Here is a 22,196-nt window from a genome sequence, read left to right as displayed (position 1 = left end):
AAACAGTCACACTCTTCTATTTCCTGAGCTTCAGCCTCTTTGTCACCCCTTCAGCACAGTTAAATTGTTTTGAGAAAAAACCACGAAAGATAAAAGTTTTTTGGGCTTCTGCCAACTTATTATTCCCCAATCTCACCCCCAAAGTTTCAAATACCCTCAAAACCAAAAATAGCTAATTGCTCAGTTTAAAGTTACCAGCAATTAGCTATTTATTACAGTTAACAATTGGCTTTTTCCTAAGTCAACGCTTCTGCACCACCAACGACCTCAAGCAGTTCTTGAGTAATGGCGGCTTGACGGGCTTTGTTGTAGGACAGTGAAAGAGACTTGATTAATTCACCGGCGTTATCACTGGCGTTGCTCATGGCTGTCATCCGCGCAGCTAGTTCACTGGCGGCTGACTCTTGCAGCGCCCGTAATAACTGGTTGCTTAAATACAAGGGCAACAGTGAATCAAGAATCTGTACTGGGTCTTGTTCAAAAATCATGTCGCGGGGTAAGGGACGAGCTTGGGTTGTCACCGTTTGCCGTTCCACTTCAAATTGACCGCCACGAGTTGTCAGACGGAAGATTTCGTCATCGGCTGCTTCTAAACCTTGAGTGTCAAGGGGTAGCAAGGTTTGGATGACGGGACGAGAGCTAACCAAGGAGACGAAGCGGGTGTAAACTAACTCGATGCGGTCTACTTTTTCCGAGAGGAATAAAGACAGCAATTCGTCAGCAATTTTATTAGCTTCATCGGCGGTGGGGATTTGCTCTAAGCCAGTATAACTAGCATCGATGGGTTGCTCACGCCGTCTAAAATATTGTTCAGCTTTGCGCCCAACAATGACAAATGTGTAGTCTAGACCTTCTTTCTTGAGTTCCTTGGCGCGGTTTTCGGCACGACGGATGACGTTGGTATTGTAACCGCCGCACAAACCACGATCGCCTGAAATAACTAACAAGCCTACTGATTTAACTTCCCGTTTTTTCAGTAGTGGTAAGTCTACATCTTCAAACCGCAGACGAGTTTGCAAGCCATACAATACTTGTGCCAAACGGTCAGCAAAAGGACGGGTAGCAATTACCTGTTCTTGGGCGCGACGTACACGCGCCGCCGCTACCAGCCGCATGGCTTCTGTGATTTTCTTGGTGTTTTTGACCGACTGAATGCGATCGCGTATTGATTTGAGATTAGGCATAATATTTGTTGATTGTCAGTTGTCAGTTGTCAGTTGTCAGTTGTCAGTGTCTATTGCTACTGACCACTGACCAATGACTAATGACTAATTACGCTGTAGCCTTGAAGGTTTTTTTGTAATCGTCTAAAGCTGCCTTCAATGCTTTTTCTTCATCATCACCCAGTGCCTTCTTAGATTGTACGTCTTGGAAGTAGGGGTTAGCACCTGACTTCAAGTAATCTCTAAAGCCCTTGGTGAAGGTAGTAACTTTATCAACAGCAATATCATCCAAGTAACCGTTAATACCAGCGTACAGAATAGCTACTTGTTCAGCTACAGAGAGGGGCTGGTTTTGGGGTTGTTTGAGTAGTTCCCGCAGACGTTGACCTCTTGCCAACTGGTCTTGGGTAGCTTTATCTAGGTCGGAAGCAAATTGTGCGAAGGCTTGGAGGTCATCAAACTGTGCTAGTTCCAGTTTGATTTTACCTGCAACTTTTTTCATTGCTTTGGTTTGTGCCGCCGAACCCACACGGGATACGGAGATACCAGGGTTTACAGCCGGACGAACACCAGCGTTAAATAAGTCAGAAGACAAGAAAATCTGACCGTCTGTAATAGAAATTACGTTGGTAGGAATGTAAGCGGAAACGTCACCAGCTTGGGTTTCGATGATAGGTAACGCGGTCATGCTACCTTTACCCAATTCGTCGCTGAGTTTTGCAGCACGTTCCAACAAGCGAGAGTGAATGTAGAATACGTCTCCAGGGTAAGCTTCCCGTCCTGGTGGACGACGTAGCAGCAAGGACATTTGGCGATAAGCTTGAGCTTGCTTAGATAAGTCGTCGTAAATTACGAGGGTAGCTTTGCCTTTGTACATGAAGTACTCGGCAATGGTAGCACCTGTGTAAGGAGCTAGGAATTGTAGAGTTGCGGGGTCACTAGCACCAGCAGCAACTACTACTGTGTAGTCGAGTGCGCCTTTTTCTTGCAGGGTTTGGACTACGTTAGCAACGGTGGAAGCTTTTTGACCAATGGCAACGTAAACGCAAACTACATCTTCACCTTTTTGGTTAATGATGGTGTCGATAGCGATCGCAGTTTTACCTGTTTGACGGTCACCAATGATTAATTCCCGTTGACCACGGCCGATGGGAATCATGGAGTCAATCGCGGTGATACCGGTTTGCATCGGTTCGTGTACGGAACGACGAGCAATAATACCAGGTGCAGGAGATTCAATCAAGCGGCTTTCGCTGGCTTTGATGTCGCCTTTACCGTCAATAGCACGACCCAAAGCATCGACAACGCGACCGATTAAGGCTTCGCCAACACCAATTTGAGCAATTCTACCGGTAGCGGTAACGGTGCTACCTTCTTGAATTTCCCGGCCTTCACCCATCAATACCGCACCAACGTTATCTTCTTCTAAGTTTTGGGCGATACCAACTGTGCCGTCTTCAAATTCCAACAGTTCCCCAGCCATAGCCTTTTCTAGACCATAGATCCGGGCGATACCGTCACCTACTTGTAGTACAGTACCTACGTTAGCAACTTTGACTTCTTGGTCGTATTGCTCGATTTGCTGCTGAATAATACTGCTGATTTCGTCAGGTCTAATTGAAATGCTCATGTGTGTATCTTTTTTTCTTGCGAGACGGAAGATATTTAATAGACGCGATATTATTTCTCGCGTCTGCATTTAGTTTGAGGTGTTAAGAGTTAACCACAAATCACAAACAACTTTAATTGTCAATTGCCTGATGTGAAACCGCTAACTTTAACCTCTGAACTTTCTAGCTATTGCTTAGGCGCAAGGAGAGGCGACGCAACTGACCCCGGATACTAGAGTCAATTACCTGAGAGCCTACTTTAATGATCACACCACCAATCAGGTCACTGTCTACCTTGGTTGCCAGTTCGACTTGACGAGCTTTGGTGAGTGCCAATACCTTTTCTTTAACTGCTTGCTGTTGATCTTCTGTTAAAGCCACAGCAGAAGTGACTTCCGCTAATACGGTTTGATTCAGTTGCCGTAAGAGAGCCAAGTACTGCTGTAAAATCTCTTCCAAGAAGAAAATGCGTCGTTTATCTACCAACAACAGTAAGAAGTTACGTAGGTAAGGGCTAGCTTCACTCAATATTTGTTTGATGAGAGCTTTTTTGTTCTCAGCTGCAATAAAGGGGTTGTCGATAAAGTTGCGTAGCTGCTGATTTTCTGCCAGCAGGTTCAGCAAAGTACGCGCATCTGTGCCGAACTCTTCCGTCAAGCTTTTCGATTGGGCGATTGACAACAGTGCCTGAGCGTAAGGTTGAGCTACCTCAGTATTTGCTACTTTACTTGTCATACTTCGCCTCCCAATTGTGCGATGCTACGGTCAATTAAAATCTTTTGAGCATCGTCAGCAATGCCGCCTTGCAGTTCCGACTCGACTTTTTGCAATGCCAAAGCAACTACTCGCTGCCGCAACTGAGCGATCGCTCTATCTAGTTCTGCATTCAAGTCTGCTGCCCCTGCTTCTTGTAAGCGTTCAATATCTACAGCAGCTTGGGCGAGGATGGCTTGACCTGCGGTTTGAGCATTGTCTTGGGCTGATTTTTTGATTCTCTCAGCTTCTGCTTGTGCTTGCTCTAGTTTTTGTTGCGCCTCTTTCAGTTGCTTAGCTGCATCTGCGGCACGTTGTTCTGCATTCTTAATTGCTGTTTCAATGTTTTCGCGGCGAGTTTTCAGGGTATTACCCAGAACCTTCCGTCCAAAGACAAACAGCACAGTAATAATAATGGCCAGGTTAATCAGGTTGGTGTCGAGAATATTGGTATTTAAACCAAAACCACCTTCTGCTGCACCTTCTGCCAATTCACCTCCAACGGCGCTGGCTTCCGCCATCAACAGTAAAAAAGTCCCCATGATTTTTCATCCACAACTGCGCTGCCAAAGGTTTGCGTCATTCGCCCTTCGTCATTTTCTCTTTTGACTAATGACTAATGACCAATGACTAATGACTAAATTTATTGAGTTAGCGCTGCTTTACTAGATCGGCTCCCAAAAGCTTTTCTAGGATTTGGCGACTTAGGGCATCTACTTGTTGCTCTAAAGAAGCCAGAGCCTGCTGTTTTTGCTGCTCAATTTCACCGGCCGCTTGTTCTCTTTGTGCCTGAGCTTCTTTTTGAGCTGCTGCTACTTTTTCGGCAGCAATTTTTTGGGCTTCGGCTTGAGCGTCAGCAATAATTGTTTGTGCTTGCCGTCTAGCTCCTGCTAACTCTTGTTCGTAAGCCTCTGCCAATTTCTCAGCTTTGGACAAACGCTCTTGGGCTTCTAATTGATTGTTCCGAACATATTCATTTCGTCCATCAATAGCTTTACCCAATGGCTTGTAGAGAGTGGCATTCAATACCAGAGCTAACAAGAGAAACTGGATTGCCATCAAGGGTAAGGTAGCATCTAAATCAAATAGCCCGCCTTCCTTGGCAACCTCTTCCACCGCCAATAAGGTGATCCAATGTGTCATGTTTGCTTGTTCCTATCTACTATGTTAGTCCTGAGTTCTGAGTTGTGAGTTATGAGTTATGAGTTATGGGTTAAAGGCTTAAACCCTTAACTCCTAACTATTTTCACTCAGCACTCAGCACTCAGTACCCAGTACTCAGTACTGATTATGCGAAGGGGTTAGCAAACAACAATACTAGAGCAACTACTAGACCGTAGATGGTTAGCGCTTCCATGAACGCCAAACTGAGTAGTAATGTACCGCGAATTTTACCTTCTGCTTCGGGCTGACGGGCAATACCTTCTACAGCTTGTCCTGCTGCATTACCTTGACCAATACCAGGGCCGATTGCAGCCAAACCAACAGCTAGAGCAGCAGCTAAAACGGAAGCAGCAGAAACTAATGGATCCATGATATTCTTTCCTTACTTTAATGAAACGAATGGTTTTGTTAGTGGTCGGTTGTGAGCCAGTGACGGGTACGTAGGGGGTTTCCCCCATGTTGGCGTAAGCCTTCCCGTAAGGGTGCAACTGGCGTTCCCCGGAGGGGTTCTCGGAGAGTACCCAAAGGGTCAGTGGTCAATTGTCATTTGCTAATGACTAACTGACTAATGATGTTCCTCATGCCCTTCGCCATGATGATCTTCCATCGCTTCACCGATGTAAGCCGCAGCCAAAGTAGCAAAAATTAGTGCCTGGATAGCGCTAGTAAATAGTCCCAAAGCCATTACTGGCAGAGGTACAAATAAAGGCACTAGTAATACCAGTACGCCGACTACAAGTTCATCAGCTAAGATGTTACCGAATAAACGGAAACTCAGGGAAAGGGGCTTAGTGAAGTCTTCAATAATCTTGAATGGCAACATGAACGATACAGGTTGCACGTAGTTACCAAAATACCCCAGTCCTTTTTTGCTGAATCCAGCGTAAAAGTACGCCAAAGATGTCAACAACGCTAATGCAACAGTTGTATTGATGTCACTTGTCGGTGCTGCTAATTCTCCTTCAGGCAAATGAATTAGCTTGAAGGGAACTAAGGCTCCTGACCAATTTGACACAAAAATGAACAAAAACAAAGTGCCAACGAAAGGCACCCAGGGGCGATATTCTTTTTCGCCAATCTGGTTTTTAGCCAAATCCCGAATGAATTCCAGGGCATACTCCAGTAGGTTCTGTATGCCACTAGGAATCCGTTTAACGTTACTGCTTGCAGCCACAGAAGCTAGTACTAGCACGCCAATAACAAACCAAGAGGTGAGAAACACCTGACCGTGCAGTTTTAAGTTGCCTATTTGCCAGTACAGATGTTTTCCCACTTCCAATTCGGCAAGTGGAACAGAGTAAAAGTTCAGAAAATTCAACATTTTCCTTCCATTTCAATTGCTTCTCCAATCTTACCTGGAGAAGAGGAGCCTTTTAAGGTTGCCGGAGCTTTGGCGAGTCAGAGATAAAAGCCACCCTAACTACATAAATGATGAGTGTTGCTTTATAGGTGAGAAATCCCAAGAATATGGGCATTATTTGCAGTTGATTCCACCGTGATGCCAGCAAAATCAGCGCTATTAATAAGGCCAACCGAGTTTTACTCAGCGACTGTTTTTCTCTACCTAAACGCTCAACATCTTTTGCCAACATCCTCAAGTAAACCACACCTGTACACGCCCCTAATAAATAATTCAGGGCAATGTTTAAGGAGTAAAAGATCCAGACAGAGATAAATACAACCCCTGTTAAGACAAGAGTGATTAGCACCAACTCTTGATAGAGTTGATAAAACTCCTGCATAGAAGAGTTTGCTGGTTCTGCGTCCTCAAAACCAGGTTGAGTATCTTGTCGTGTTGTCGGGGTGGGTGCGATTGGTTCTTCTGACAAGCTCACGGGACTTGAAACCAGTACAGCTAACTTATTATGACTGCACATTCAGTCAGCTGAATCATATCACGATCCGGTAACAATACTTTAGAAAAAAACAATTAACTTCTTGTCAGGGAGATACGGATAGAGAAAAATTTACCTTAAGGATAAGGTAGATACGAGGGGACAGACCAGGAAATGTTTCTTGATCTTGTTGTATAGTTAATCACATAGATACTAGTTAGAGAGTAATTTCTCTATTGACTCTAGTTTCTAGCTCTTATTCCCTAATCTCTAATCCCTGCCTGAGAAACCGCAAGTTTTTAACCGATTCTGGTGAATAACTATCCTCCAATATTGTTGCCAGAGGTCTAGCGTGTGCCTTGATGTTGTGATGGAGTTAGGTTTTATCAAATCAGCTAGTGCTTGAGGCGGGTCACACCACTGCTAAGTTTTCCAAAACCTGGACTTGTAGAGTTTGTCATCCCCAGTATGCTGGGCAACGGCTAGACACACTTCTACTTTACATGAGATTTGCAAAAACGGGTTGTGGGCGATCGCCTATCATGAGGCATAGCTCTTTGCATCTGGTGTCAGCATAATCAGCTGTTGCTTAATTAAGCTTCTAACCTCATCTAAGCTTAACTGCACACTTACCAAAATCTCAGCTACGGTAGAATTGCCATCACATTTTTGTAAAAACTCAAACTCTAGTGCTGACAAGTTCACAATTTGGTAATCGTGATTAAATATACATTGACTGGGAAATCCGTCGATACAAGGATTTAATTCGGGAATTGCTTGCTGTAAAGCGTTATCACTCGACCAGTCAGCTTTTTTGATAGGTGGACGACCAAGGAAAAATTCGTAATGGGTAACTTCTGGGTCTAGTAATTCTATTAAACGATAACGTTGGCGTTGGCATGGCCTGCCGGAGGCATCGCTCAATTCTTCAGCTCGTTCTATTAACTCTGGTGCTTTCCCCAACAACCTGTCTAAGTTCCAAAAACTTGGATTTGAGAAGCCGATAAACTCTAAGCCTGAAGCATCAATCAATTCAAACAATGTATCAATGTTGTAGTCCACCTCTTGGGGATGAACGTACATATCAGCAAAGCATTCATCTCGTTGGTTTTCCATTGCCCAACGTTCTTTTTCTCGTTTGACAAGACGGTTATTTTCTGGTAAAGAGGCAAATATTTTTCGTCCGACTTGCACACCATCGCGGTAATCGCCTCGTTTCTCATTTTGCAGGAGAGCGATCGCTTTTTGCATCAATTGAATTTCCCAGCGTCCCAACTCTCCATACACAAAAATGTGCATTAGTCCACCAGGCGCTAACTTTTTCGCCAAAGCTTGAATACCACGAATTGGATCTGGTAGGTGATGCAACACACCCACACAGTTAATTAAATCAAACTCACCCGGTAACTGTTCCACATCGTACAAACTCAGGTGATGAAACTCCACGCGGTTTGCACCGGAACGCTGACAACGTTCTTTGGCTACTGCTAATGTACCAGCACTTAAATCAATTCCGACTACTTGCGCTTGGGGGTTGAGATGTACTAAATATTCTGTCCCCACACCTGAACCACAACCAGCATCTAATATCCGAATGTCTTGCTTTGTTGGTTTTTGTCCTGTGCAGAAACTGTAAGCCGCTAACCAATTCCAGCGCCAATTGTAACCAGGAGGTGGTTCATCTAGTATCGGTTCTGGAGGGAAGGGGTATGTATCGTAGAGTTTAGCTACAGCATTACTAACGGTTTGAGGGTCGGACATGATGAGGAAGAACGCAGCATTTCTGAGTTTAGCGGATAGGGGTAATTAGGGCAAAGCTTGCTATGCTCAAATTTTGTTTAGATTGAGCTAGAGTCATCCCTGATGTAGTTAATTGAAGGTTTATCCAACAGCAAAACCTGTAAATTGACGTTTATAAGGCGCGTGAAATCCTAATACAATATCTTCTTTTGGTACACCAGCAGCAATTAATTCATTGGCAATGCCGATTTCTGTACCATCTCTTTGTATCCAAATTTTCTCATTTTTAATATCAACATGAATAATGACGCCATAAGTTCTTTTTTGTTCTTTCCAACCAATATTTAAAACTTGATAATGATGGCGCTCTGTGTCAAATAACAGTTGAATTTCTGTATTATTATCCAAATCATTGGTGGAATGATTGCTGAGAACATCTTGAATAATTTGAGAATATTCTATTCTTTCCATAAAACAATCTCCTTGGTTATAAAAGTAAATATCAGCAGTTTTATTTGATATTCTTTTAACGAGTCTTGAATAAATTGGCGAGAGAAAAAATCTTGGTATGTATCTTGGCTAATAGCTAAATATAAAATGCGTTCTGGATCTTCTTTCTTTAAGGCTAAACGATAATTGAGAGTTTGACCTAAAGCCAAATGAAACTCAGTTACTTCAGATGGACCAACAAAAGATTTAATTTCTACAGCTATTCTTTGTCCTTCTTTTTGTGCTGCTAATAGTCTTTCTGCTCCTAAGTCTATAAAAAATTCGATATCATCGACTTTAAGGTGTAGTGGATCGTGAGTAATAGTCCAACCATCTTTTTCTAAAGCAGTGCGAACAGATTGATGAAATATATCTTTAGATGGCATATGTACAATTAAATCTACTACCTTAATAAATAATTATCTCAAAAATGATTGTCTTTACTAACATCATAATTAATGTATTAATAATAGGCACAGAGACACAGGAATTTATAATATCCTAGCTATTAGGCGATCGCTCTCATGATTTATGACCAGTCTGAGTTTGATTGGTATAATTTATGTAAAAATCAAAGTAGCTTATAATACTAAGTACTTCAGGTTAAGGGAACTTAAGGAGGAATTTTTACCCAATCCCTAGTCCCCAGTACCCAGTACCTTGATTTTTATGCTCAAATAAAAATTAGAGAACCAAAGCGAATTAGAACTTTTTTGGCAGATTTGTTAAAGAACGTAACAAAAATTAGATTTTGTCTTCGCCCTGAAAGAGTATGTACTTCTAGAAATACAAGGGTTGAGACTAAAAAATCTACATACTTCTTAATAAATCACCAGCGTCAACGCAAAACGTTCTAATCTAAAAGCTGATTGGGTTAATTTTACTGGCAGTTTTGAAGGCGTTATTTGTAAATCATAGGTACACCCATGTGTCAAGCCTCAAAGCGACCCAGACTTAACACATAAATTATTATGATGGGAGTTTTACAAATCAGATGAGTGTTAAGGCGAGTGGAGGAAGCTCGGTTGCGCGCCCGCAACTATATCAAACCCTAGCTGTGGCAACAATCACCCAAGCGGAACAGCAAGACCGCTTTTTAGGCAGGGGTGAACTAGATGAACTAGCAAGCTATTTTGCATCTGGTGCAAAACGTCTAGAAATTGCCCAACTTCTCACAGAAAATTCCGAGATTATTGTTTCTCGTGCTGCTAACCGGATTTTTGTTGGTGGTTCGCCAATGGCTTTCTTGGAAAAGCCGAGAGAACCAGAACTGGCAATGGCTGCTGTTAGTGGTGGTGGAGATGTCAGAGAGAGCATGAAGTTGGGAACTGTCACCTATGTGGAAACCCGTGGTGGATTCCTAGAAAACTTGCGCTCTATCTTTAATACATCTCCCAGTGGTCCAACTCCTCCAGGGTTTAGACCGATCAACATTGCTCGTTACGGCCCAAGCAACATGGCCAAGAGCTTGCGGGACTTGTCCTGGTTCTTGCGCTATGCTACTTATGCGATCGTGGCTGGCGACCCTAACATCATTGTGGTGAACACAAGAGGTTTGCGGGAAATTATCGAAAATGCTTGCTCTGGTGAAGCAACCATTGTTGCTTTGCAGGAAATCAAAGCTGCGTCACTTTCTTATTTCCGTAAAGATCCAGAAGCCACAGAGATTGTGTCTCAATACATGGATGTTTTGATCACAGAATTCAAAGCACCCACACCATCCAATAAGCTGCGTCAACGTCCCTCTGGTGACCAACAAGGCTTACAACTACCTCAAATTTACTTCAGTGCGGCTGAAAGAAGACCCAAGTTTGTGATGAAACCGGGGTTATCAGCGACTGAGAAAAATGAAGTAGTAAAAGCAGCTTATAGACAAATCTTTGAGCGCGATATTACCCGTGCTTACAGCTTGTCAATCTCTGACCTAGAATCCAAAGTTAAGAACGGCGACATCTCCATGAAGGAGTTTGTCCGTCGTTTAGCAAAATCTCCTCTTTACCAAAAACAGTTTTACCAACCTTTTATTAACAGCCGCGTTATCGAACTAGCTTTCCGTCACATTTTGGGACGGGGGCCAAGTAGCCGTGAAGAAGTTCAAAAATATTTCTCAATCATTTCTAACGGCGGTCTACCAGCTTTAGTAGATGCTTTGGTGGATTCGGCGGAATATGGGGACTACTTTGGGGAGGAGACAGTACCTTACCTACGTGGTCTGGGTCAAGAAGCTCAAGAATGTCGTAACTGGGGACCACAGCAAGACCTGTTTAACTACAGTGCGCCTTTCCGTAAAGTACCTCAGTTTATCACCACATTTGCGGCGTACGATCGCCCACTCCCAGATCAACACCCTTATGGTTCTGGTAATGACCCATTAGAAATTCAGTTTGGGGCGATTTTCCCGAAAGAAACCCGCAACCCCAGCACCAGTCCCGCACCTTTTGGTAAGGACACCAGACGGATCTTGATTCACCAAGGGCCGGGAATTAACAACCAAGTTAGTAACCCCAGCGCACGAGGTATAGCTCCTGGTTCCCTTGGGCCGAAAGTATTCAAGTTAGATCAATTACCTGGAACTATCGGTAGAAAAGCAGCTAAGGGTGCAAGTGTCAAGTTCTCCGAAAGTTCAACCCAAGCAGTAATCAAAGCTACTTACTTGCAAGTGTTCGGTCGGGATGTGTACGAAGGTCAACGACTGAAAGTCCAAGAAATTAAGCTGGAAAACGGCGAAATTTCTGTGAGAGAGTTTGTCAGAGCCTTGGCTAAATCCGATCTATTCCGTAAGCTTTACTGGACACCTTTCTATGTTTGTAAGGCGATCGAATATATCCACCGTCGCTTATTAGGTCGTCCTACCTACGGTCGTCAAGAAAACAACAAGTACTTCGATATCGCCTCTAAGAAGGGCTTATATGCTGTAGTTGATGCCATTCTGGACAGCCTAGAGTATACCGAAACCTTCGGCGAAGATACAGTTCCTTACGAACGCTATCTAACTCCGGCTGGTGTAGCACTCAGACAGCTACGTGTTGGTACTATCCGGGAAGATGTGGCGAATGTTGAAAAACAAGAAACACCACGTTTTGTAGAACTGGGTACAGTCAAGGAAAATCGGACTCAACCAGATATCGATTTCCGGATCAACCAAGGTGTTACCAAGCAGCGTGAACAAACCAAGGTGTTCAAGCGGGTAGCGGCTAACAACGATAAAACTGCGACCCAAACCTTGATTAGTGCGGCTTATCGGCAAATTTTTGAGCGCGATATTGCACCATACATTGCTCAGAATGAATTTTCAGCTTGGGAAAGCAAACTGGGTAACGGTGAAATCACTGTCAAAGAATTTATTGAAGGTTTGGGTTACTCTAACCTCTACCTGAAGGAGTTCTACACACCATACCCCAACACCAAAGTAATCGAGTTGGGAACCAAGCACTTCCTCGGTCGCGCACCAATTGACCAAGCAGAAATCCGCAAGTATAACCAAATTTTGGCTACCCAAGGGATTCGGGCTTTTATTAACGCTTTGGTAAATAGCCAGGAGTACAACGAGGTATTTGGTGAAGATACAGTACCTTACAGACGCTTCCCGACCTTACCTGCGGCGAACTTCCCCAATACCCAAAAGCTGTATAACCAACTCACCAAACAAAATAATGATGTGGTTATCCCCAGCTTTAAGCCTGTACAAGCGCGGATACAGTCTGATAAGACACCAATTTTAGCGAAGGCGATCGCAGATTTAGCCGCCCAAGCCAAACAAATCGACAAGAGCAAGCCTCTGTTTATTGAATTGGGTCGCTCTTACAACGATGGTCGTGGACAGTCTGTAGAAGTGGGTGTGGGTACAACTCGCCGTAAACCTGCACGTATTTACCGCCTGACCGATGGTATTGGTCAAGCTGAAAAACAACTGGTAATCAACGCCGCTTACCGTCAAGTATTGGACGTATTTAGCGGACAAGTACCAGACTATTACCGCCGCACAGAACTAGATAGCAAACTGCGGAATGGGGAAATTTCTGTACGGGAATTCGTGCGGGAATTAGCTAGTTCCGAAATCTATCGCAAGCGTTTCTACACACCTTATCCCAACACCAAGGTAATTGAATTCTTATTCCGTCACCTGTTGGGACGTGCGCCAGCAACTCAAGGCGAAATCCGTCAATATAACAAGCTGTTGGCTGATCACGGTTTGCGTGCTGCGGTAGAAGCAATTGTGGATAGTCCAGAATACAGCCGCTACTTCGGTGAAGATGTGGTTCCTTACCCACGCTTCCCATCACTACCCGCAGGTAACTACCTCGGTAGTGTCCAAGCAGCTGCTGACTTAGTAAAACAATCTTGGTCTAGCTTGTCGCCATCCACCCTTACAGGTAGACCAGGCGATCGCTAATTTGTAGGACAGGAGACTGGGAACTAGGTACTGGGAAAAAATTTTTCCAATACCCAGTCTCAGTTTAGGGACTGGGGATTAGGGACTAGGGATTAGGGATTGGGAAACGATTTTCCAATACCCAGTCCCCGATACCCAATCCCTAGTTTTGCTGTAACTATTGTTGGATCGCAGTAAATCTGAAACAAATATTACAAACTGTTAAGAGCAGTCATAAATGCTCAACAGAATGCCGGAGAATATTTTGCGGAAGGTCACTGAGTTTTAAAGCTTGTGTAGTTGTATTAACTCAAGCGAACTTGTATTGTAGTCACAATAGCAGTCACTTCTTTTACTGCTGTGTCCACAAGATGGGAACTAATCTCAGTCACCCAAATTTAAAATCGCACCAGTTTAATCAAATTCTGGTTTCATTTCGTACTGGAGGAATCCATTAATGAGTATCGTCACGAAGTCCATCGTGAATGCTGATGCAGAAGCCCGCTACCTCAGCCCTGGCGAATTAGATCGGATCAAGAGCTTCGTTGCTGGTGGCCAACAACGCCTCCGCATTGCTCAAGCTTTGACCGACAACCGCGAACGTTTGGTTAAGCAAGCTGGCGACCAATTGTTCCAAAAGCGCCCTGATGTTGTTTCTCCTGGTGGTAACGCTTACGGTCAAGAAATGACAGCTACCTGTCTGCGTGACCTAGACTACTACCTCCGTCTTGTTACCTACGGAATTGTTGCTGGCGACGTTACTCCTATTGAAGAAATTGGTGTAATCGGTGTTCGTGAAATGTACAAGTCCCTCGGCACTCCTATTGAGGCAGTTGGTGAAGGCGTACGTGCATTGAAAAATGCTGCTTCCACCCTTCTGTCTGCTGAAGATGCTGCTGAAGCTGGCTCTTACTTTGACTACGTAGTAGGTGCGTTGCAGTAGGGTGCAGCTGTTTCCCTGCTGAAACTGGAATATTGCAATAAGGTTGGAAATAAGGAATTAACAACATGGCTCAAGATGCAATCACCGCCGTCATTAACTCTGCTGACGTGCAAGGTAAGTACCTCGATACCGCAGCTTTAGAAAAACTCAAAGCTTACTTCTCCACTGGCGAACTGCGCGTACGTGCAGCTACAACAATCAGCGCTAACGCAGCTGCGATCGTTAAAGAAGCTGTAGCTAAATCTTTGTTGTACTCTGACATCACCCGTCCCGGTGGTAATATGTACACAACCCGTCGTTATGCAGCTTGTATCCGTGACTTGGATTACTACCTGCGTTACGCTACCTACGCTATGCTAGCTGGCGATCCTTCCATCCTAGATGAGCGTGTATTGAACGGTTTGAAAGAAACCTACAACTCCTTGGGTGTACCCGTTGGCGCTACCGTACAAGCTATCCAAGCTATCAAAGAAGTAACCGCTAGCTTAGTTGGTGCTGATGCTGGTAAAGAAATGGGTATCTACCTAGACTATATCTCCTCTGGCTTGAGCTAGAAGCTGTTTCGCACTTAGTTTATTAAGTGCGGCTTGATGAAGGTCTGGAAATCAATCGTGAGTGCTAGGACGTTCTATTGCTTACATTGATGAGTATTAGCGGTCTGGTATTGATGCTTGATTTCCAGCCTTGGAATGATTAATTAATTAATTTGCGCTCAAGATTTTTTGAGATAAAGAATTTTTCCCAGAATACTGATAGGAGATTTCAAGTTATGTCCCGTTTGTTTAAAATTACAGCGCTTGTTCCTAGCCTCAGCAGAACCCGTACCCAACGCGAACTACAAAACACCTACTTTACCAAGTTGGTTCCTTATGAAAATTGGTTCCGCGAACAACAGCGCATTCAAAAAGCAGGGGGCAAAATTATCAAGGTGGAACTCGCAACTGGTAAGCAAGGTACTAATGCTGGGTTGCAATAATTCCTATAGGCCGAAAATTATTATAGTTAAGTTATGAGAGGGGTCTGTTTAGACCTCTTTTTTCATTCTCTGTGTCTATTTTGAGGGGAGTTTTGAAACGCGGAGGTGCGCTGAGGTTAGCGCAGAGGAATGTGAGGGTTTAACTAACTTTACCCCCTAGTCTTAACTATGAATTTTTCTTCAGCACGACAATATTTTTATCAAGAGATTCAGCAATCTGAGGCGGATATTGACCTAGCCAGGGCAGCTTTGTATATTGCTAAGGAAGAATATCCTAGACTGGATGTAGAGGAATATCTGAACGCACTGGATACAATGGCAATGGAAGTTGAGGAACGCTTGCCATCCTCACGGTATCCGTTACGGGTGATTCAAGGTATTAATCAGTATTTGTATGACGATTTAGGATTTGTGGGGAATCAGAAAGATTATTACGACCCACGCAATAGTTTCTTCAATGAGGTAATTGACCGTCGAGTTGGTATTCCGATTACTTTAGCTTTAGTTTATCTGGAGATTGCCCAAAGGATTGATTTTCCAATGGAAGGGGTGGGATTACCAGGACATTTCCTCATCCGTCCAGCTATCTCTGATATGGAGATTTTTGTGGATGCGTTTAATCGTGGTGAGGTGATGTTTGCCCAAGATTGCCAAGACAAGCTAAATCAAATGTTTAAGGAATCGGTGAATTTGCGCCCGGAATTTTTGGCTAGAGTCAGCAAGCGGCAGTTTTTGGCAAGGATGTTGACGAACCTAAAATATATTTACCTGAGACAGCAGCAATTAGAAAAAAGCTTAAGTGTCGTTGAGAGAATTTTATTATTGTTTCCTGAGGCAACTTCAGAATTGCGCGATCGCGGTTTACTCTACTATCAACTAGGTTACTATCCTCAAGCTACCAATGACCTAGAAACCTACCTAGCAAATGTCCCCTATGCCGAAGATGCGGTAACTATCCGGCGGTTGTTGGGAGAGATGAAGTGACTATTGACTATTGACTATTGACTATTGACTTTCCGCTACCCGTTTGAGGCGGCGGAGTTGCGCCTGCATATCTTGTTTTGTCCAGGCGGCGGCGAAGGTGTTGAAGCCCCAACTGACTATAGGATTAGGGATGTCAAATTCAAAGCGGTTAATTAGTTGGGTTCCCTGTTCTATGGGTTGACATTCCCAGCGATCGCTTCCTTGAAAAAATCCCTGAAATGTCCATACTACTAAACCAGGTTGGCGTTCGGCTACAACGGTGTTTAAAGTAGGTTGAAGTAGGGGAATTTGAATTATAAAGCGGCTTTTACTACCAATATCCGTACTCCACGTTTCACCCACCGGTTCGCAGCGCAGGACGGGGTTTAGCCAACGGTGCATGAGGGTTAAATCCGTAATACAGCGTTCTACTGTACTGGCTGTGGCGTTAATTTGAATTGATTGTTCGAGAATTTGGGGCATGGTGGTAATTCGTAATCAAGGCATATAGAAAAATTCTTGGCATGAGGCGTTTTTAATACTTTACCCGACAGGGTGAGGCAAGACATTTTTTCCTTATATGCTGAATTGTATTACCGTACCAGTTAGATTAACCCGACGTTACTTGACTTCGTTATTGTCTGCATCATCCTGGTTGTGAGAATTTTTAGAGGACTTGTGAGATTTGAATGACCCAAAACTGTAAGCCATCGCTATTTTCACAATGTCAAAATATGCTGGATGATTTTCTTTGTTGACGATCGCCAGAGATATCGACCCTGCAACTAAGATGACTAAAATTGGTGAGAGTGCATCGCTTTTGAAACCGTTGTTGTTGTTTGTCATAACCTAACCTCCTTCCTAGTAGTTGGGAACCTTTGGCTGGGATAATTTAGCCAAAGGTGGGTAATCATGGCGCAAAATTAACTCCAAGACTCAAAGATCATGGCGATCGCCAGTAAACAAACCAGTGAAACTGCCACTCTGGCAATCCAAATCCATGTATCTGGCGATCGCAGTAGCATCAGTACGGGGAGAACCGTAAAGGTGTGGGAGATGACGAAAGCGATCGCCATACCCACCAGCATCAACAGAAAATATTTCACCCCTCTACCAGCCCAAATTAAAATCACATTTTGTTTGTTGTCGAAATTCGATTTCATGATCATTCCTCCGATGTAGAACAAACCTAAGCAAAAAGCCCGTCAGTGCTGAATCACACTACCGGGCTTGTAAACTTCTCATTTATCAAAAGCCAAATGTCTCTAGAAACTTCACCTATTTAGTTGCGAATCATCATTCTCACCAAGCTATCAATCTTCTCAACTGTAAAATAGCTATGGCAGATTGAGCAGATTAGGTCTTTTTATTCGCTATCCTCCACGCTATCCATGTTTCGAGGATTTGGTCGTATATCGTCTGAATTTCTGCCAATTCTTGATGAGTCAAGCCATAACGATGACTAACGTGGCCGGAAAGTTCGACAATAGTTTCGTATTTACCCTGTTTACTGCGAGTCACAAACTCACCATGTTGAGTTGCAGATAAAGTCTCAATTAAGAGAAAGGTCATGTGAGAAAAAACTGGCGGTAAATCAACTGAATAACATTGTATCGGCAGAATTTTTGGCTGACTTTTGTCTTCCAGTCCCGATTTAGGTGAAGTTTCCCAAGGATTCTCCTCTATCTTTAGCTGCATTCTGAGAGTGTTAGAACCCTTAATGAATTCTGGCAGTTGTGAGAAGCTATTCATATTTAGATGCTCCGTGATGTTGATTGTTGAGATTTACACTAATCTGCTTATCTCACATATATATAGCTTAGGTATAAGATAATCACATCTAATTAAAATTTGCAAGTACTTTAGTGGCATTTTTTTGACCCAAGAGGTTTATCCATGAAAATAGATATATTTTTTATATATATTTATATCACTAGGGTATATCGCTAGGGAAACCAGTCCCAATCACAAAAATTCATCCCCAGGGATAAAATAGAGGACTTTGATAAGTATTTTTACTTAATAATCTTGGATTAAATGCTTTGTTATCACTGGGGACTTCCAGATAGAAAATATCCAAAATGTAGGGTGCGTCAGTATGAATAATTTATTGCTATGGCTAGGTTTTCTCGGACTGATGCACCCTACTAACTGTGAACTGGGAATAAGTGATTTTTTAGTGCTTCCCTAGTAGCAAACATTTATTGTGTAGTTATTGTGAAATGTGTATAAATACCCTTTCCCGAAGCAAGGGACTGTGTTATAAGAAGTTATCTCACATACTGATAACTAAGTGAATATATTGTGTGGAGCCAAGATGAAATGATGATTGCTGCTGACGTGTTTCAGCTTCCAGAAGATTTCATCACAGGAGTAGCAACCAAATATGGTGTTACAAAAACAGAGCTTGATGCCTTAGTTTTGGCATTACACGATCACTCTGGTGCTGAGATTGCTGCCAAGCTAGATATTTCTCAACCTGCGGTAAGAAAAAGACTAGGAGAGAGTTACCGCAAATTAGGTATAGAGGGTAAGGGCAATAAAAAAATTAATGGACTGAGGCAAAAGCTATATGAGCAATACCAGCTCACTTATCAACACCCTGTATTTTCATCGGAAGACTGGGGGGAAGCTGTTGATGTGGCTGGGTTTCGGGGGCGAAAGGAACCACTTCTAGAATTGGAACAATGGATAGAAGGTAATGGTTCTAATCGTTGTCGCCTAGTGGCGGTATTGGGAATGGGGGGAATAGGCAAGACCGTATTAGCGGCGATGGTCGCTAAGAAAGTCCAAAAGGAGTTTGATTATTTGATTTGGCGATCGCTCCGCAATGCTCCATCTCTGGGAGATATTCTCACACAACTGCTGCGCTTTTTAGCTAATGAAAATGAAAATGATTTAACAGACACTGATAACAATAAAATAGTCAGACTTATAGATGTTTTAAGAAAAAAAAGATGTTTGGTAATTTTAGATAATGTTGAATCAGTCCTTCGTAGTGGCGAGGGCAAAAATCAAGAATGGGCTGGTGAATATCAACCAGGATACGAAAACTACGGTTATTTATTTAAAAAAGTAGCCGAAGCATCTCACGAAAGTTGCTTGTTATTAACTAGCCGAGAAAAACCCAAAGAAGTAGCAGCCTTAGAAGGTAAAAATCTGCCAGTCAAAGTGTTGCAGCTATCAAGTCTTAACTTAGCAGAAGCTAGGGAAATTTTGCTGGACAAGGGGTGTTACTGCACCGATGAACAGTTAGATGAATTAGTCAGACGTTATTCTGGCAATCCTTTAGCGCTGAAGATAGTGGCGACTACAGTTTATGAGTTATTTAGTAATAACATCAGTGAATTTTTAGCCCAAATTCACCAGGAAAGTGCTGTATATGGAGATATTCGCACACTTTTAAAACAGCAATTCCGACGACTGTCAGATTTAGAAAAGAAAGTGATGTACTCCCTGGGTGCTAATCGTGAGTATGTTTCTTTTCGGGAGCTTAAAGACGATTGGCTAACCACAGAATCGCCGATCAAAGTTATGGAAGCGCTGGAGTCTTTATTGCGGCGATCACTCATCGAAAAAGCCTCATCTACTCAAGGAGAAAAAGAGGCAGAATCCAGTAAATTTGGACTGGAATCTGTGGTCATGGAATATATCACCGCCAAATTTATCGAAAACTCTGTGGAGGAATTTAGTCAGAAAAAAAAACTCGATTTTATTAACACCTATCCCTTGATGAAGGCGCGATCGCTTGATTATATCCGCCAGATTCAAGAAAGATTAATATTAGAACCAGTCAAGCAGAAATTACTCAATCTTTTCGGCACAGAACTAGAACTGCATTTACGCAGAATGCTGGGAACTTTACAAAAAGAACCCCTACCAAAAAAAGGCTATGCTGCCGGTAACTTGATTAATCTCTTGCGTCAACTACAACTAGATAAGTTTCCCGATGAATCCCCAATCGATTTGAGTGGGCGAGATTTTTCTGGTTTAACCATCTGGCAAGCTTATTTTAAAGAGGTGAAGTTAAGAGAAACCATCTTTGCCAACTCTGACTTAACTGGTTCTGTCTTCACTGAAACCATGTCTAGTGTGGTGTCAGTGAGATTTAGTCCTGATGGCAAATACTTTGCTACAGGTTTGATGAATGGAGAAATTCGCCTATGGCAAACCTCAGATAATAAACAACTGCGTATTTATAAAGGTCATACCGCTTGGGTTTGGGCATTTGCCTTTAGTCCTGATAGTCAAATGTTGGCTAGTGGTAGTGCTGACTCGACAATTAAGCTTTGGGATGTTCACACAGGCGAATGTCTAAAAACACTCTCAAAAAATACCAACAAAGTCTACTCAGTCGCTTTCAGTCCTGATGGTCGTATCTTAGCCAGTGCCGGTCAAGACCAAACCATTAAACTTTGGGATATAGCCACAGGGAATTGTCAACAAACTCTCCCAGGTCATGATGATTGGGTGTGGTCTGTCACCTTTAGTCCAGTCACCGATGATAAGCCGTTGTTACTCGCCAGTAGCAGCGCTGATCAGCATATCAAACTTTGGGATGTTGCCACAGGCAAGTGTCTGAAAACTCTCAAAGGTCATACCAAAGAGGTTCACTCTGTTAGCTTTAGTCCCGATGGTCAAACCTTAGCCAGCAGTGGCGAAGACAGCACCGTCAGACTGTGGGATGTGAAAACAGGTCAGTGCTGGCAAGTATTTGAGGGACATAGTAAAAAAGTTTATTCTGTACGCTTTAGCCCTGATGGACAAACCCTAGCTAGCTGTGGCGAAGACCGCAGCATCAAACTTTGGGATATTCAACGCGGTGAATGTACCAATACCCTATGGGGACATTCTAGCCAAGTTTGGGCGATCGCCTTTAGTCCCGATGGACGTACACTAATTAGCTGTAGCGATGACCAAACAGCCAGACTTTGGGATGTCATCACAGGTAATTCCCTTAATATCCTGCGCGGTTACACCCGTGATGTTTATTCAGTCGCCTTTAGTCCCGATAGTCAAATTCTCGCCAGTGGTCGTGATGACTACACTATCGGACTCTGGAACTTAAACACAGGAGAATGTCACCCCCTACGGGGACATCAAGGACGCATTCGTTCCGTCGCCTTTCATCCCGATGGGCAAATACTCGCCAGTGGTAGCGCAGATAACACCATTAAGCTGTGGGATATCAGCGACACTCACCACAGTAGATGTATTCGTACACTTACAGGACATACTAACTGGGTATGGACTGTGGTCTTTAGTCCCGACAAGCAAACCCTGGCCAGCAGCAGTGAAGACCGCACCATCCGCCTGTGGGATAAAGATAGAGATGATTGTCTCCAGAAATTAAAGGGACACAGCCATTGGGTATGGACGGTAGCTTTTAGCCCTGATGGCCGCACCTTAGCTAGTGGTAGTGCTGACAGTGAAATTAAAATTTGGGATGTTGCTAGCGGTGAATGTCTGCAAACCTTGACAGATCCTCTGGGCATGATTTGGTCAGTAGCATTTAGTCTCGATGGCACATTACTCGCCAGCGCTAGCGAAGACCAAACAGTCAAGTTATGGAATTTGAAAACAGGCGAATGTGTCCACACCCTCAAAGGACATAATAAACAGGTTTACTCAGTTGCATTTAGTCCCAATGGGCAAATTTTAGCTAGTGGTAGCGAAGATACCACCGTGAAGCTGTGGGACATCAGTAAAGGTTCATGTATTGACACTCTCAAACATGGGCATACAGCCGCAATTCGTTCTGTAGCTTTCAGTCCTGATGGCAGATTGCTTGCGAGTGGTAGCGAAGATGAAAAAATTCAACTGTGGGATATGCAAAATTGTAGCCGCCTGAAAACCCTCAAATCTCCTCGCTTGTATGAAAATATGGACATTACCGATATCACAGGTATTACAGACGCGGAAAAAGCTTCTTTGAAAATGTTGGGTGCAGTTGAGGAAAGTTAAGTTTCTTTAAACCAGATCCCTGATTTCTTCAAGAAGTTGGGATCTGAAACTTTGCAGATGTTACCTTGATGAGGAAAAAATGTTTTATAAATACTTCCATAGATATATGTATGTCGGTGTATATTTTTGGTTTGTTATTCTTTGATCAACATAATTTCCTGAGTCATATCTCTGAAATTAGAGAGGATTATACTCTTAAACAGGTGTGCATTACCACCAATCAA

At 43.2% G+C, this 22,196-nt stretch carries 22 protein-coding genes; 6 read left to right on the top strand and 16 right to left on the bottom strand.

From position 1 onward, the window contains the following. Positions 1–236 precede the first annotated feature (236 nt). The 12 genes from ACM5QX_RS03775 to ACM5QX_RS03720 form a co-directional block, all read right to left on the bottom strand. On the bottom strand, positions 237–1,184 hold the full coding sequence (locus ACM5QX_RS03775) for a F0F1 ATP synthase subunit gamma (RefSeq protein WP_414752431.1): 948 nt from the start codon (positions 1,182–1,184) through the stop codon (positions 237–239). 88 nt (positions 1,185–1,272) lie between these two features. Further along, the gene (gene atpA / locus ACM5QX_RS03770; RefSeq protein WP_414752430.1) at positions 1,273–2,793 is read right to left on the bottom strand and encodes a F0F1 ATP synthase subunit alpha; all 1,521 of its coding nucleotides are present in this window, start codon (positions 2,791–2,793) and stop codon (positions 1,273–1,275) included. A 163-nt stretch (positions 2,794–2,956) separates the two neighbouring features. After that, a complete protein-coding gene (gene atpH / locus ACM5QX_RS03765; protein ID WP_414752429.1) occupies positions 2,957–3,508 on the bottom strand; it encodes an ATP synthase F1 subunit delta in 552 nt (183 codons plus the stop codon). Then, a complete protein-coding gene (locus tag ACM5QX_RS03760) occupies positions 3,505–4,068 on the bottom strand; it encodes a F0F1 ATP synthase subunit B (RefSeq protein ID WP_414752428.1) in 564 nt (187 codons plus the stop codon). Before ACM5QX_RS03760 ends, atpH begins: the two co-directional genes overlap by 4 nt. A 109-nt stretch (positions 4,069–4,177) precedes the next feature. Then, on the bottom strand, positions 4,178–4,669 hold the full coding sequence (locus tag ACM5QX_RS03755) for a F0F1 ATP synthase subunit B' (protein ID WP_011319381.1): 492 nt from the start codon (positions 4,667–4,669) through the stop codon (positions 4,178–4,180). 145 nt (positions 4,670–4,814) lie between these two features. Further along, positions 4,815–5,060 (bottom strand): ATP synthase F0 subunit C, encoded by a 246-nt coding sequence (atpE, locus tag ACM5QX_RS03750; RefSeq protein WP_010994186.1) that lies wholly within the window; start codon positions 5,058–5,060, stop codon positions 4,815–4,817. Positions 5,061–5,098: 38 nt separating this feature from the next. After that, positions 5,099–5,230 (bottom strand): hypothetical protein, encoded by a 132-nt coding sequence (locus ACM5QX_RS03745; RefSeq protein WP_414752427.1) that lies wholly within the window; start codon positions 5,228–5,230, stop codon positions 5,099–5,101. A gap of 25 nt (positions 5,231–5,255) precedes the next feature. Continuing rightward, positions 5,256–6,011 carry a F0F1 ATP synthase subunit A gene (gene atpB, locus ACM5QX_RS03740; RefSeq protein WP_414752426.1) on the bottom strand — a complete coding sequence of 252 codons (756 nt, stop codon included), beginning with the start codon at positions 6,009–6,011 and terminating at the stop codon, positions 5,256–5,258. A 52-nt stretch (positions 6,012–6,063) separates the two neighbouring features. Continuing rightward, positions 6,064–6,525 carry an ATP synthase subunit I gene (locus ACM5QX_RS03735; protein WP_041456793.1) on the bottom strand — a complete coding sequence of 154 codons (462 nt, stop codon included), beginning with the start codon at positions 6,523–6,525 and terminating at the stop codon, positions 6,064–6,066. A gap of 540 nt (positions 6,526–7,065) precedes the next feature. Next, positions 7,066–8,286: a class I SAM-dependent methyltransferase gene (locus ACM5QX_RS03730; protein ID WP_414752425.1), complete on the bottom strand. Its 1,221-nt coding sequence runs from the start codon at positions 8,284–8,286 to the stop codon at positions 7,066–7,068. 120 nt (positions 8,287–8,406) lie between these two features. Beyond that, positions 8,407–8,736: a XisI protein gene (locus tag ACM5QX_RS03725; protein ID WP_414752424.1), complete on the bottom strand. Its 330-nt coding sequence runs from the start codon at positions 8,734–8,736 to the stop codon at positions 8,407–8,409. Next, on the bottom strand, positions 8,724–9,140 hold the full coding sequence (locus tag ACM5QX_RS03720) for a XisH family protein (protein ID WP_414752423.1): 417 nt from the start codon (positions 9,138–9,140) through the stop codon (positions 8,724–8,726). Before ACM5QX_RS03720 ends, ACM5QX_RS03725 begins: the two co-directional genes overlap by 13 nt. 608 nt (positions 9,141–9,748) lie before the next feature. Between ACM5QX_RS03720 and ACM5QX_RS03715 the strand changes: the two genes are divergently transcribed. The 5 genes from ACM5QX_RS03715 to ACM5QX_RS03695 all read left to right on the top strand — a co-directional run bounded on the left by ACM5QX_RS03715 (position 9,749) and on the right by ACM5QX_RS03695 (position 16,029). Continuing rightward, on the top strand, positions 9,749–13,147 hold the full coding sequence (locus tag ACM5QX_RS03715) for a phycobilisome rod-core linker polypeptide (protein ID WP_414752422.1): 3,399 nt from the start codon (positions 9,749–9,751) through the stop codon (positions 13,145–13,147). Positions 13,148–13,583: 436 nt separating this feature from the next. Continuing rightward, entirely contained in the window at positions 13,584–14,069 is a 486-nt protein-coding gene (apcA, locus tag ACM5QX_RS03710) for an allophycocyanin subunit alpha (RefSeq protein WP_010994198.1), read from the top strand. 65 nt (positions 14,070–14,134) lie between these two features. Next, the gene (gene apcB, locus ACM5QX_RS03705) at positions 14,135–14,623 is read left to right on the top strand and encodes an allophycocyanin subunit beta (RefSeq protein WP_010994199.1); all 489 of its coding nucleotides are present in this window, start codon (positions 14,135–14,137) and stop codon (positions 14,621–14,623) included. 215 nt (positions 14,624–14,838) lie between these two features. Next, positions 14,839–15,045: a phycobilisome linker polypeptide gene (locus ACM5QX_RS03700; RefSeq protein ID WP_010994200.1), complete on the top strand. Its 207-nt coding sequence runs from the start codon at positions 14,839–14,841 to the stop codon at positions 15,043–15,045. A gap of 168 nt (positions 15,046–15,213) precedes the next feature. After that, positions 15,214–16,029, top strand: a complete 816-nt coding sequence (locus ACM5QX_RS03695; protein ID WP_414752421.1) for a SirB1 family protein — start codon at positions 15,214–15,216, stop codon at positions 16,027–16,029. Positions 16,030–16,050: 21 nt separating this feature from the next. Here the strand turns inward: ACM5QX_RS03695 and ACM5QX_RS03690 are convergent, their stop codons facing one another. The 4 genes from ACM5QX_RS03690 to ACM5QX_RS03675 all read right to left on the bottom strand — a co-directional run bounded on the left by ACM5QX_RS03690 (position 16,051) and on the right by ACM5QX_RS03675 (position 17,760). Further along, entirely contained in the window at positions 16,051–16,491 is a 441-nt protein-coding gene (locus ACM5QX_RS03690; protein ID WP_414752420.1) for an SRPBCC family protein, read from the bottom strand. A gap of 138 nt (positions 16,492–16,629) precedes the next feature. Further along, entirely contained in the window at positions 16,630–16,854 is a 225-nt protein-coding gene (locus ACM5QX_RS03685) for a hypothetical protein (RefSeq protein ID WP_414752419.1), read from the bottom strand. A gap of 77 nt (positions 16,855–16,931) precedes the next feature. Then, positions 16,932–17,171: a hypothetical protein gene (locus tag ACM5QX_RS03680; RefSeq protein ID WP_224311691.1), complete on the bottom strand. Its 240-nt coding sequence runs from the start codon at positions 17,169–17,171 to the stop codon at positions 16,932–16,934. A gap of 193 nt (positions 17,172–17,364) precedes the next feature. Further along, positions 17,365–17,760, bottom strand: a complete 396-nt coding sequence (locus ACM5QX_RS03675; protein ID WP_414752418.1) for a hypothetical protein — start codon at positions 17,758–17,760, stop codon at positions 17,365–17,367. A 570-nt stretch (positions 17,761–18,330) separates the two neighbouring features. Between ACM5QX_RS03675 and ACM5QX_RS03670 the strand changes: the two genes are divergently transcribed. Next, positions 18,331–21,972, top strand: coding sequence for an NB-ARC domain-containing protein (locus ACM5QX_RS03670; RefSeq protein WP_414752438.1), 3,642 nt, complete (start codon positions 18,331–18,333; stop codon positions 21,970–21,972). Positions 21,973–22,196: the final 224 nt, after the last annotated feature.

This window comes from Anabaena sp. CCY 9910 (genome assembly GCF_963920875.1).
Taxonomy (GTDB): domain Bacteria; phylum Cyanobacteriota; class Cyanobacteriia; order Cyanobacteriales; family Nostocaceae; genus Trichormus; species Trichormus variabilis.
The sequence above is the reverse complement of the archived record's forward strand: the minus strand, read 5'-3'. Positions and strand labels throughout refer to the sequence as shown.